General features: G+C 44.3%; 12 protein-coding genes. 1 reads left to right on the top strand and 11 read right to left on the bottom strand.

Features of this window, described 5'->3' with window-relative positions:
* Positions 1-74 precede the first annotated feature (74 nt).
* The 11 genes from pyrF to L0992_05475 form a co-directional block, all read right to left on the bottom strand.
* The gene (gene pyrF / locus L0992_05525; protein ID XGB68148.1) at positions 75-770 is read right to left on the bottom strand and encodes an orotidine-5'-phosphate decarboxylase; all 696 of its coding nucleotides are present in this window, start codon (positions 768-770) and stop codon (positions 75-77) included.
* 130 nt (positions 771-900) lie between these two features.
* Positions 901-2,076 carry a lipopolysaccharide assembly protein LapB gene (gene lapB, locus L0992_05520; GenBank protein ID XGB68147.1) on the bottom strand — a complete coding sequence of 392 codons (1,176 nt, stop codon included), beginning with the start codon at positions 2,074-2,076 and terminating at the stop codon, positions 901-903.
* Positions 2,077-2,088: 12 nt separating this feature from the next.
* Complete coding sequence (locus tag L0992_05515; protein ID XGB68146.1) at positions 2,089-2,361, bottom strand: lipopolysaccharide assembly protein LapA domain-containing protein; 273 nt, start codon at positions 2,359-2,361, stop codon at positions 2,089-2,091.
* A 129-nt stretch (positions 2,362-2,490) separates the two neighbouring features.
* The gene (ihfB, locus tag L0992_05510; protein ID XGB68145.1) at positions 2,491-2,775 is read right to left on the bottom strand and encodes an integration host factor subunit beta; all 285 of its coding nucleotides are present in this window, start codon (positions 2,773-2,775) and stop codon (positions 2,491-2,493) included.
* A 121-nt stretch (positions 2,776-2,896) separates the two neighbouring features.
* Complete coding sequence (gene rpsA / locus L0992_05505) at positions 2,897-4,567, bottom strand: 30S ribosomal protein S1 (protein XGB68144.1); 1,671 nt, start codon at positions 4,565-4,567, stop codon at positions 2,897-2,899.
* Between the two features lie 106 nt (positions 4,568-4,673).
* On the bottom strand, positions 4,674-5,354 hold the full coding sequence (cmk, locus tag L0992_05500; GenBank protein XGB68143.1) for a (d)CMP kinase: 681 nt from the start codon (positions 5,352-5,354) through the stop codon (positions 4,674-4,676).
* A 276-nt stretch (positions 5,355-5,630) separates the two neighbouring features.
* Positions 5,631-6,377 (bottom strand): 3-deoxy-manno-octulosonate cytidylyltransferase, encoded by a 747-nt coding sequence (gene kdsB / locus L0992_05495; protein XGB68142.1) that lies wholly within the window; start codon positions 6,375-6,377, stop codon positions 5,631-5,633.
* Entirely contained in the window at positions 6,377-6,556 is a 180-nt protein-coding gene (locus L0992_05490; protein XGB68141.1) for a Trm112 family protein, read from the bottom strand. Before L0992_05490 ends, kdsB begins: the two co-directional genes overlap by 1 nt.
* Entirely contained in the window at positions 6,537-7,544 is a 1,008-nt protein-coding gene (lpxK, locus tag L0992_05485; protein XGB68140.1) for a tetraacyldisaccharide 4'-kinase, read from the bottom strand. The genes L0992_05490 and lpxK overlap by 20 nt, the downstream gene beginning before the upstream one ends.
* 15 nt (positions 7,545-7,559) lie before the next feature.
* The gene (gene msbA / locus L0992_05480; GenBank protein XGB68139.1) at positions 7,560-9,308 is read right to left on the bottom strand and encodes a lipid A ABC transporter ATP-binding protein/permease MsbA; all 1,749 of its coding nucleotides are present in this window, start codon (positions 9,306-9,308) and stop codon (positions 7,560-7,562) included.
* A gap of 31 nt (positions 9,309-9,339) precedes the next feature.
* Entirely contained in the window at positions 9,340-11,661 is a 2,322-nt protein-coding gene (locus L0992_05475; GenBank protein XGB68138.1) for a DNA internalization-related competence protein ComEC/Rec2, read from the bottom strand.
* Positions 11,662-11,678: 17 nt separating this feature from the next.
* On the opposite strand from L0992_05475, the gene L0992_05470 reads away from it, so the two are divergent.
* Complete coding sequence (locus L0992_05470) at positions 11,679-12,191, top strand: DUF2062 domain-containing protein (protein ID XGB68137.1); 513 nt, start codon at positions 11,679-11,681, stop codon at positions 12,189-12,191.
* Positions 12,192-12,269: the final 78 nt, after the last annotated feature.

Genomic DNA, 12,269 nt, shown 5'->3' with positions numbered 1-12,269 from the left:
CACTCCAATCCAAACAAAAAGGCCAGCAATCTGCTGGCCTTCTTTATTTGTATCGCGCTAGCTATAAGAGAAACTTAAGCTAGAGTACCGTTAATCTCAGCAAGAACCGCTGCAGGGTCTATAGCTTGAGTAATTGGACGACCGATAACTAGGTAGTCAGAACCTGATTCAATCGCTTTAGAAGGCGTCATAATACGCTTCTGGTCACCAACATCAGCACCCACAGGGCGAATACCCGGAGTCACTAGTTTGAACTCCTGACCAAGTGCACCTTTCAACAATGAAGCCTCTTGTGCTGAACATACCACACCATCTAAACCAGAGTTTTTAGTAAGAGAAGCCAAGCGCATTACTTGCTGTTGTGGCTCTAGGTCTAAACCGATACCCGCTAGATCAGACTGTTCCATACTGGTTAGTACAGTCACACCAATAAGCAGCGGACGATCTTTACCATACGGTTCTAAGATTTCGCGAGAAGCCGTCATCATGCGCTCACCGCCACTTGCGTGTACGTTCACCATCCATATGCCAAGTTCAGCAGCAGCGCGCACTGCTTTTGAACATGTGTTAGGAATGTCGTGGAATTTAAGGTCTAAGAATACTGAGAAACCACGCTTATGTAATTCACGAACAAACTCAGGACCAAACAAGGTAAACATCTCTTTGCCGACTTTTAAGCGACAAGATGCTGGGTCAATACGATCAACAAAGGCTAACGCATCCGCTTGGTTGTCATAATCCAAGGCTACAATGATTTTTTGGTCGTTCATTTCATCTCCTAACGCAGTTAACTTTCTACAAAATATTTACTCACCTACACATAGCGGGTGATAAATAACAGTCATAAAAATGCAGCCCGAAAGCTGCAATTAAAAATTTGGTCTTAAAACGACCACAAATCTATTCACCATCAAGCCCACGAATAGGCTTGATCGTCCCCCACCCTTTACATGAAGGGCAGTGCCAATACATTGAGTGTGTTGAGAAACCACACTGGCGGCAACGGTAATGAGGCTTAACTTTAAGCTGCTCACCAACCATGGATTGAAGCGTGGTTAAGCTATCTTTAGCTCGACCTTCTTCTGCTTCTGCTAGGTGGTAATCGATTAATCGATAGAAGCCTTTCATGGTTGGGTTTTTAACAAGTTGCTTGGTCAGTAGTTCTTGAGCAGAGCCAACATCTTCATGGTGAGCAACTAATTGAGCAAGCATCAGTTCCGCAGATACACCAGCTTTCTTCTGGATACACGCTTTAAGGAATTCGACTAATTGAGCTTCTTGTCCAAGCTTGTGGTAACACTCAGCAAGTGTGGGCAACACCTCACTAATGAAGTCGATATCTTGCTCAAGTACCGATTCAAGACAATCAATGGTCTTTTGGTAATCTTCGTTCGCTAAATGGAACTTACCTAAAGCAATGCTAGCACGAACACATTTAGGGTCCTCAGACAGAGCCTTCTTGAAGTGTTGAAGCGCCTTAGAGCGGTTACCGTCGGCTTGTTCTTGCATCGCAAGCTCACACCAGAAATGCGCGACTGTGGCACGCATCTTCATTTTCTTCTTACCGAGTTTAACTAAGATATTTCCGTAATGGATGGCTTTGTTCCACTCACGTGTTTGCTGATAAATAGCAACCAACTGTTGCAGAGCGCCTTCTTTATGGTCGGGTTCTTCTACAAGCTGTTCAAAGATTTTTTCGGCGCGGTCGAGAAAGCCAGAGACCATATAGTCTTTCGCTAATTGTTGCAGTGCGAGGTTTTTCTGGTCGAGCGTTAATCCCGAACGAGAGATAAGATTTTGGTGAATGCGAATAGCACGGTCGACTTCGCCTCTTGAACGGAACAAGTTGCCCAGAGCCAAGTGAGTATCGATGGTTTCATTGTCTACTTGAAGTAGCTCGATGAAGTGATCGACCGCTTTGTCAGATTGGTCTGACAGTAATAGGTTCAAACCCGTCACGTATTGACGGGAGATCTGGTGTGATTGTTTTTGTTTTTCTTGCTGAGCGTTACGATTACCCATATACCAACCATAAGCGGCTGCGATAGGCAAAAGTAAGAACAGTAACTCTAACATCAAATATAGCCTTTAAGCTTTAGTATCAGCAGCGACCTGCTTTGATTTCTTATTGAGTTGCTTCTTCAAGCGATGAATTTTTAGCTGAGACCGCATGTGCATGTTACCAAAGACTAACCAAGCTAGGCCAAAGCCTGAAACGAATACAACACCTAATAAACTTGATAGATGGAAGTCACCTTGTGCAAGCAGATAGTTGAAATTCACAGTTGTTTGGTTTTGAGAGCCTAAAGCCAGTGCAATTAGGAAAAGTGCGATAACGGCGACTATTTTTATAATTTTCATAGTTCATCACTCATTGGTTGGTTAGCTGTACGATTATGCAGGAAAATTACTAATCAGACCACCATATTATGGTCATAAAAAAGCGGCATACATTATAGTATGCCGCTTTTCTTAATTCCGATAAGTAGGCTACATTCCTGAGTTTACTCGTTCGCGCAGCTCTTTACCTGGTTTGAAGTGAGGAACGTATTTACCTTCTAACTCTACTTTGTCACCAGTCTTTGGGTTACGTCCAACACGAGGCTCACGATAATGCAGAGAAAAGCTGCCAAAACCGCGAATTTCGATTCGATCACCACTTTCTAGTGTTGAAGCCATATGCTCTAAAATGTCTTTTACAGCGTCTTCAATTTCTTTTGCAGAAAGATGCGTTTGCTCAGCGCACAGTCTTTCAATCAATTCAGACTTAGTCATAGTTACCCTCGTTGGTTTTCTTTTTAGAAATTATAGACCTATCGGAAAAATAAGCAAAAAAAAAGGAGCCTTACGGCTCCTTTCTTGGCTAGATAGCTATAATTCTCTTAATGAGAAGCTATTATTCGCCTTTAGCAGCTTTGAATGCGTCTGCCATTGCGTTACCGAACGCGCCTTCTTCAGACTTGTTCAGTGAAGCCATTGCTTCTTGCTCATCAGCTTCATCTTTAGCTTTGATAGATAGGTTGATTACGCGGTTCTTACGGTCTACACCAGTGAACTTCGCTTCAACGCTGTCGCCAACGCTTAGGATTAGAGATGCATCTTCGATACGGTCGCGAGAAACTTCAGAAGCGCGGATGTAACCTTCAACGCCTTCGATTAGCTCGATAGTAGCGCCTTTCGCGTCAACTGCAGTAACAGTACCGTTTACAAGAACACCTTTCTTGTTGTCAGCAACGTATGCGTTGAACGGGTCGTTTTCCATTTGCTTAACGCCAAGAGAAATACGCTCACGCTCTGCATCTACTGCTAGAACAACTGCTGAGATTTCGTCGCCTTTCTTGTACTCACGTACAGCGTCTTCGCCAGCAACATTCCAAGAAATGTCAGATAGGTGTACTAGACCGTCGATACCGCCTTCTAGACCGATGAAGATACCAAAGTCAGTGATAGACTTGATCTTACCAGTAACTTTGTCGCCCTTAGCTTGCATTTCTGCAAATGACTGCCATGGGTTAGCTTTACACTGTTTCAGACCTAGAGAGATACGACGACGTTCTTCGTCGATATCAAGAACCATAACCTCAACTTCGTCGCCAACATTAACAACTTTAGAAGGGTGGATGTTCTTGTTAGTCCAATCCATTTCAGAAACGTGTACTAGACCTTCAACGCCTTCTTCGATTTCAACGAAGCAGCCGTAGTCAGTTAGGTTAGTAACACGACCAGAAAGCTTGTGACCTTCTGGGTAACGCTTAGCGATTGCTACCCATGGATCTTCGCCTAGTTGCTTAAGACCTAGTGAAACACGAGTGCGCTCACGATCGAACTTAAGAACTTTAACTAGGATTTCGTCACCAACGTTAACGATCTCTGATGGGTGCTTAACGCGCTTCCAAGCCATATCTGTGATATGTAGAAGACCGTCAACACCGCCAAGGTCAACGAATGCACCGTAGTCAGTAAGGTTCTTAACGATACCTTTAACTTCAGTACCTTCTTGTAGAGTTTCAAGAAGTTCGTCACGCTCAACACTGTTTTCAGATTCGATAACAGCACGACGAGAAACAACAACGTTGTTACGCTTCTGGTCTAGCTTGATTACTTTGAACTCTAGCTCTTTGTTTTCTAGGTGAGCAGTGTCACGGATAGGACGTACGTCTACTAGAGAACCTGGAAGGAAAGCACGGATACCGTTAAGTTCAACAGTGAAACCGCCTTTAACTTTACCGTTGATGATACCAACAACAGTTTCAGCTTCTTCGCAAGCTTTCTCAAGTACGATCCAAGCTTCGTGGCGCTTAGCTTTCTCACGAGAAAGTTGAGTCTCACCGAAACCATCTTCAACAGCGTCTAGAGCTACGTCTACTTCAGCACCAACTTCAACTTCAAGTTCGCCAGCAGCGTTCTTGAATTGTTCAGCAGGGATAGCAGATTCAGACTTAAGACCAGCGTCTACAAGAACGAAACCGTTCTCGATAGCTACTACAGTACCTTTAACGATGCTGCCTTGTTGGAATTCTGTTTCGTTTAGAAACTCTTCAAAGAGTTGAGCAAAAGATTCAGTCATTATTTAATCTTCAATAATTAAACGTCCATGGGTATCCTACCGCATGGGGTTGATAAATTCGCCGGTCATCATCCTTGCGACCAACGTTCTTGCCAGCCGGGTAGAATTACCCAGCTAGTTTCGATTCAATATAGTGTAGTGCTTTTTCTACTACCTGCTCAATATTCATTGAGGTGGAATCAAGCACTAGAGCATCCTCTGCAGGGCGAAGTGGCGCCACTGGGCGATTACGATCTCGGTCGTCTCGCTCTTGGATCTCGCTCAAAAGGTCGTCAAATTTAACATCTAACCCCTTCTGTTGCAACTGTTTAAGGCGGCGACTCGCACGCTCTTCAGCACTTGCATCTAAAAATATTTTTGCTTCAGCTTCAGGGAACACAACCGTTCCCATGTCACGGCCATCAGCCACTAGGCCAGGCGCTGCGCTGAATGCACGTTGACGACGAAGCAGAGCTTCACGAACGCGAGGTAGAGCAGCTACTTTAGAAGCCGCCATGCCGGTCTCTTCTTTACGAAGTTCACCCGACACATCTTCACCTTCTAAGATAACCTTAACTAGGTCGCCTTCAGCAATAAACTGTACGTCTAAGTGAGTGGCAAGAGGTACTAAAGCGTCTTCTGATTCAGTATCTACACCGTGATGAATTGCCGCTAACGCCAGTACGCGATAGATCGCACCTGAGTCTAGAAGATGAAAGCCTAGCTTATCTGCTAGCAACATACACAGGGTACCTTTACCTGCACCACTTGGTCCATCAACCGTAATCACTGGGCTTTGAGAAGGCATCTTTTACTCCACGTTTTGTCGTAAGTTTTATTCTGTACTAGCGATTCGCCACTACTTTATAGGCGGCATATTATAGAGAAAAATTGGAAGTCGAGCGAGGTAAATCTCAGATAATTCAGAGTTGATGATGCATTGACGAATGCAACCGACTCAATATCCACCAGCTTAGGTCAATAAGACACGTACACATTTTCTATAAGCATAAAAAAGCCTCGCAATAAGCAAGGCTCATGATTTTGCACTTCGTAGCGCAAAGAAGTGTTCGCTCAAAGAGGCTTAACCAATGATGGCGCGAACCGCTTCTAGGTCTTCAGGGGTATCGACACCCGCTGAAGGCGCTTCAACCGCAACGTCTACGTGGATCTTCTCTCCGTACCAAAGTACGCGAAGTTGCTCTAGGCACTCAATGCGTTCCAAAGTACTTGGTTCCCAATTGATATACGTATTGATGAAACCCGCTCGGTAAGCGTAGATACCAATATGACGAAGCAAAGGAGATTCCGCAGCGGTACCGTTGTTCGCGTAAGCATCACGATCCCAAGGAATCGTCGCACGGCTAAAATACAATGCGTAACCGTCTTTATCCGTCACGACTTTTACAGCGTTAGGATTAAACACTTCATCAGCGTGCGTAATTTCTACGCCTAACGTTGCCATTGGTGCCGTGCTGTTTGCGAGGTTATTCGCCACCTGATTAATAATGGCAGGTGGGATAAGTGGCTCATCACCTTGAACATTCACGATGATATGGTCATCAGGAATCTTCATTACCTCAATCACTTCAGCTAAGCGCTCAGTACCTGATTCATGATTCGGTGATGTCATACAAACGGTCGCGCCAAATGCTTTCGCCGCTTTTTCAACTCGAGCGTCATCGGTAGCGATAATAACGTTATCAGCACCTGCCTTCATTGACTGTTCGTATACCCATTGAATCATCGGCTTGCCGCCAATGTCAGCTAAAGGCTTACCTGGCAAACGGCTCGATTGGTATCTTGCCGGTATAACAACCGTGTAAGACATTACTTGCCCTCGTCCATTGAAAGAGTGCGAGCTTCAGGTTCAAGAAGAACAGGAATACCCTCTTTGATTGGGTAAGCTAAGCGATCGATTTTACAAACAAGCTCTTGCTTATCCTTGTCATAAGTTAGTTTACCTTTACATACAGGGCAAGCAACGATCTCAAGCAGACGGTGATCCATAGTATTCCATAACCTCATTTATTCTTTTTAAAATTTGCTGTTGCGAATCTTCATCGAACTGCGCAGAAACTGGAAGATACCACCAGTTATCTTGAGCATATTCACCGCATTTAACAGCGTCTTTTTCTGTCATAATCATATTCATACCTTTCTTTGCTAAGGTATGAAGTTCATCTTTATCAAAATCCTGATGGTCGGCGAAGCCTTGTGTGAAAACCACATCACCGTCAAGATCGTTTAATGTTTTAAAAAAGCGTGGCGGGTGACCTATTCCTGCAAAAGCCACCAGCTTTGGTAATTCAGCGACCGATGCTTTCTGACCCGTTTTTAGGTTCACAGCTTGGCTTGGTTGCAAAGACATTGAGAGCTCTCGCCCTTGCGCCTTTCCGCCATTGTTTATCAAGAAATCAACATCATCTAAACGTGATACTGGCTCTCGTAATGGCCCGAGCGGAATCAGGCTCTCATTACCAAAACGTCTTGCACCATCGATGACTGAAAATTCAATGTCGCGCTCAAGTGCATAATGCTGCAGGCCATCATCAGTGATAATGACATTAACACCTTCACTCAACAAAGCCTTCACTGCATTTGCACGTACAGGGTCAACCGCAACAGGACAACCGGTTCGCTTGCGAATCAAACGAGGTTCATCACCCGAATGCTCAGCTGGCGTATTTTCATCTAGAACGAGGGGATAATTTGGCGCTTTAGCTCCATAACCTCGAGACACCACACCAGGTTTAAAACCATTGGCTTGCAGCATCTCAACCAACCAGATCACGACGGGTGTTTTGCCATTCCCACCAGCAGTTATGTTACCAACAACAATCACTGGCAGAGGTGGTCGATAGGTCTCTTTTTTACCAGAAAGGTACGCATCACGACGTTGACTACTGATCATTTTGAACAGCTGACTCAGTGGCCACAGAAGTGGCCAAAGAAGATATTTTAGCGGGTGATTGTTAAACCAAATCTTTTCGATCACAACAAAGACCTAATCTTATCCGCTGAACTGAATTCGATGCAGCTGCGCGTAAGCACCATCATGTTCAATAAGTTCTGCGTGTGCGCCTCTTTCTACAATTTGGCCATCATCAACCACTAAGATCTCATCGGCTTGCTCGATAGTCGATAAACGGTGAGCAATCACCAATACAGTCTTATCTTTTTGCAGTTCTTCCAATGCAGACTGAATCGCTCTCTCAGATTCAGTATCCAATGCAGACGTCGCCTCATCAAGAATCAGCACAGGTGCATCTCTTAATAGAGCACGTGCAATCGCAATACGCTGCCTTTGACCGCCAGAAAGGCTTGCGCCATTTTCACCCACAACAGTATCGATGCCATTTTCCATGCCTTCAATAAACTCACTTGCATGAGCAAGTTTAGCTGCATGTTCAATCTGTTCGCGAGTATATTGCTCTTCTGCTGCATACGCGATGTTGTTCGCGACCGTATCGTTAAACAGGTGAACATTTTGAGAAACAAGAGCAAAGTGCTCACGTAGGTTTCTCAATTCGTAATCACGAATATCGTGTCCATCCAGTTCGATAGAACCTGAGTCGACGTCATAGAAACGAGTAAACAGGTTAGCAATGGTACTCTTACCCGAACCTGAGCGGCCGACAAGTGCGACTGTCTTACCTTTCGGAATATTGAAACTCACCTTATCAAGTGCTGGTTTCTCTGCACCATCATAAGTAAACGTCACATCTTTTACTGCAACTTCACCGGTTACGGTTTCAGGTTTCAACGTGCCTTTGTTTTGTTCTGTATCTAGATCCATCAAGCCAAATAGCGTTGTACTTGCTGCCATACCGCGTTGGAATTCAGACGTTACATTAGTTAGCGCTTTTAGTGGACGCAACAAACCAAACATAGCAGAGAACACAACAGTGAATGTACCCGGTGTTAGTTCTGCTTTAATAGAGTCGACACTCGCCAAGAAAAGAACCACCACAATCGCAACCGAAGCGATCATTTGAATGATCGGGTTCGCAGCTGCTTGAGCGGTGATTAACTTCATACTTTGCTGACGCATCTGGTTACTTACTTTGTCAAAGCGGTGTTTTTCTAGATCCTGACCACCGTAAGTTAGAACAACCTTGTGGCCTTTCAACATTTGTTCGGCTGAAGAAGCAACGTGGCCCATGCTAGTTTGCATGTTTTTAGAAATCTTTCTAAATCGCTTCGATACGATGCTGATCGCCCACGCAACAAGAGGAGCAACCGCAAATAGAACCAAAGACAACTGCCAGCTGTTCCAGAACATCAAGGTCAATAAACCAATGATGCTTGCACCCTCACGTACAATGCTGACTAGTGCTTTACTGGTTGCAGCAGAGACTTGTTCTGAATCGTAAGTAATTCGAGAAAGCAGCGCACCCGTCTGTTCTTTATCGAAGAAAGACACAGGCATGTGCATGAAATGACTGAAAATTTTGCGACGAATTTCCATAACCACATTGCCAGAAACCCAGCTCAAGCAATAGGTTGAGACGAAACCACTGACACCACGAATGAACATCATGGCAAAGATAATGATTGGAAGCGTGCGTAAAAAGTCAGATTCAGCATTACCAAAACCTTCATCAAGTAACGGCTTTAGTAAGGAAATCATATAGGTATCAGAGACGGCATTTATAATAAGCGCAATAACCGCAACACCAAGGCCAGCCTTATATAGTCGAATATAAGTCCAAAGTCTTTTAAACGTGACCCAGGTAGTTTCATCTGTTTGTGTTGACATAGAATCGCTTAATTTTCTCACAATAATCTATCTATTCTACTCCCTTACGGAGCATCTGCCTATACCACTGCCTGCCTTGTTCCTCTCTAATCGTATGATATTGCCAACCTTCTTGAGTGAGAGTGATGGTTATTTGTCCGCTTTCTCCTGTATCAAGCCATGTGCTCCCTACATCTTGATAGCGTGCAATCACAGATTCGTTCGGCATTCCCCATTGATTCCCTTTAGCTAGAGAAGCTATCGCCAACTGAGGTGACACAGCTTTTATAAACGGCTTAATCGATGACGAATCACTACCATGATGCGGAACCAACATGGCATCACTCTTTAGCTGTTCTCCTTCGCGAGCAAGTAACCACTCACTTACCAGTTCAATATCACCCGTTAGCAGCATCGAAAACTCTGAGTCTGGTTCATATATTCTGACAACACACGAATGTGGGTTATATGCCCTCTTCACTTGTTGAGGAGGCCACAGCACCTCAAACTTAATGCCCTGCCAGTTCCAAGCCTCTCCAATAGTACATGCTTGAATATTAGACTGAACTTGAGTGGTAGATTGGGCCTGTTGGCTAATATTCTGACTGGTTCTTATCCACTTAGGATCGTAGATCTCAAGTAATGCCGGATAGCCACCAGCATGGTCGGAATCAAAATGGCTGATTATCACACCTTCGATATCTCTTATGCCTCTGCTATTTAAGGTAGGGATCAGCAAAGATTCGACAATCGACCCACCCGGCCATGCATTACCAAGGTCATAAATCACAACTTGATTGTTCTTTTCTAAAACCAAAGACAATCCATGCCCAACATCCAATACATCGATGGAGAAACTATCTGGTTTGGATTCGCCAAGTTCCCACCACAATACAAATACAGTGACGGTTAATATTGATAACTTCGATTGGATGTATCGACCGACAAAACCGAAAAACACGATCAGGAATACAATTAGCTCACTCGTGTGGTTATCCACCTGAATCCAAAACTGTCCAGAGAAAGGGAGACTGAAGACCAGAGGTTCCAGTGATAAATCAACCAGCTTCCACAACTTGAAAGCAAAGCCATGAATTAAAGTACTCGCTCCAAACAAAAATTCGGAGAATAAGCTGAAAAACATCGCCAGAAACAGCAATGGAATAGTCACTATCGACACCCAAGGCAACAGAAATAAGTTATAGAAAACAGAGACCAGACTCACCCCTTGGAAAAACAACATCGAAAAAGGAGCAATTAATAACGTCAACATGAACTGTATCTTGATGAGCGTGAACACTCTGCCGATAAAGGTGGGGCTTGAAGAAGACGAGTTATTGTTCAGAGCAATATAGAGCACCGCGCCCAGCGCACCAAAGGATAACCAAAAGCTACTCGATAATGCTGAAAATGGCCAAATTAACAAAACCACACACAAGCTCAATGCCACATAGCGAGTCAAACTGATACTTTGCCCACGCCATAAAAAGTAACTCGCGAGAACACACATCACCAGAGCTCTGAGTGTCGGTAAGGTAAATCCTGCCAACCAACTATAGAAAAAGGCCAAACCAAGACCAAACAGAGTTGGCAACCAAATCAATGAAGGCGACATCAATCGAACTACCTTCCCCAATTGATAGCCAACACCAAAAGCAATCCCAATATGGAGCCCTGAAATAGCCATCAAGTGAATTAGCCCACTACTTTTAAGCAAGTCCCACCGCTGAGGATGAATGAGCTCTCGATAACCAAAGCTCAGAGCCACAATAAGATCGGTGTTGGCCAGCCTATTTAGCCGTTGTAGGCTGTTCTCAAACCACTGAGAACGCAAGTTGGTGCTAGAGTGAATCCGATATCTTGTACCTGCTCGGTAAGTGACATTGGCCACAACACCCTCACTGAACAAATACTTTTCCAGGTCAAAGCCCGCCTCGTTGAGCTTGCCCCATATGGGCTTTATTGAAGCCGACAAATAGACTTCATCTCCGAGCGTTAACTTAAAAGGTGTAAACAACCGCAATTTTATCAATTGAGGAAAGATTAATTTTTCGCCGCCAATTGATCTGACTACTATTACGCTTTCAAAACCGTGGCTATTTTCACTAAAAAGGCTAACAACCGACGCATTTATGGTAGTATTCTGCCCTGATTGGAATAATCGATTCGTTTGTATTTCAATTGCATTCCCTAGGCAGATAACTAGTATCAATGCTGTTACTGGACCTCTTGCACTCCGGAAAACGCTATATTTTATTGATGCTATCAGTAACAACAGCATCAATGGTGCCCAAACCCAATGTGGCATCACAGGCCAAAAGCTGGCAGACACAACTGTCGCAGCGAATGAAATCAAGAACCAAGTGTTAAACAAGAGAGTAGCTTCCTCCTATGCCAAGAAAGTTTATCAAACGATTTATGCCTGACCATGAGCTCATCAAGCGTCAGAAAGCATTGAAAGTTTTTGGCAATGTTTTGTACAACCCCAACTTATGGTGCCTTAATCGTCGCTCTGCGGCTGGCGCGTTTGCTGTTGGGTTATTCATGGCGTTTGTCCCTCTACCAAGTCAAATGATTATGTCTGCAGGCCTCGCTGTCGCATGTGGCGTTAATCTGCCGTTGTCTGTCGCTCTTGTTTGGATCAGCAACCCGGTCACCATGCCTGTACTCTTCTACTTTGCGTATAAAGTCGGGGCGTTTGTGATGCATGTGCCACCTCAAGCCTTTCACTTCGAGCTGTCCTGGGACTTTATTTTGGCGCAAATGAGCACGATAGGACCTCCATTCCTACTAGGTTGTCTGATTTGTGGCGTGGTTTCAGCGATGATTGGCTACTTTGGTATTCGCGGCTTATGGCGTTACTCAGTAGTGAGAAGCTGGAAGAAACGAAAAGCAAGGTACTAAGCGACCTACTCTGTTTTTAGATCTACCTTTGGATCCAATCCGAGTGAAACGAAAACAAGCAAAAATCAGATGAACAGC

The organism is Vibrio pomeroyi, from assembly GCA_041879425.1.
GTDB classification, from domain to species: Bacteria; Pseudomonadota; Gammaproteobacteria; order Enterobacterales; family Vibrionaceae; genus Vibrio; species Vibrio pomeroyi_A.
This window is presented reverse-complemented; position numbering and strand designations above follow the sequence as displayed.

Coding starts and splice junctions, on each gene's coding strand:
- pyrF (XGB68148.1), bottom strand. CDS start 770: ATGAACGACCAAAAAATCATTGTAGCCTTGGATTATGACAACCAAGCG.
- lapB (XGB68147.1), bottom strand. CDS start 2,076: ATGTTAGAGTTACTGTTCTTACTTTTGCCTATCGCAGCCGCTTATGGT.
- L0992_05515 (XGB68146.1), bottom strand. CDS start 2,361: ATGAAAATTATAAAAATAGTCGCCGTTATCGCACTTTTCCTAATTGCA.
- ihfB (XGB68145.1), bottom strand. CDS start 2,775: ATGACTAAGTCTGAATTGATTGAAAGACTGTGCGCTGAGCAAACGCAT.
- rpsA (XGB68144.1), bottom strand. CDS start 4,567: ATGACTGAATCTTTTGCTCAACTCTTTGAAGAGTTTCTAAACGAAACA.
- cmk (XGB68143.1), bottom strand. CDS start 5,354: ATGCCTTCTCAAAGCCCAGTGATTACGGTTGATGGACCAAGTGGTGCA.
- kdsB (XGB68142.1), bottom strand. CDS start 6,377: ATGTCTTACACGGTTGTTATACCGGCAAGATACCAATCGAGCCGTTTG.
- L0992_05490 (XGB68141.1), bottom strand. CDS start 6,556: ATGGATCACCGTCTGCTTGAGATCGTTGCTTGCCCTGTATGTAAAGGT.
- msbA (XGB68139.1), bottom strand. CDS start 9,308: ATGTCAACACAAACAGATGAAACTACCTGGGTCACGTTTAAAAGACTT.
- L0992_05470 (XGB68137.1), top strand. CDS start 11,679: ATGCCAAGAAAGTTTATCAAACGATTTATGCCTGACCATGAGCTCATC.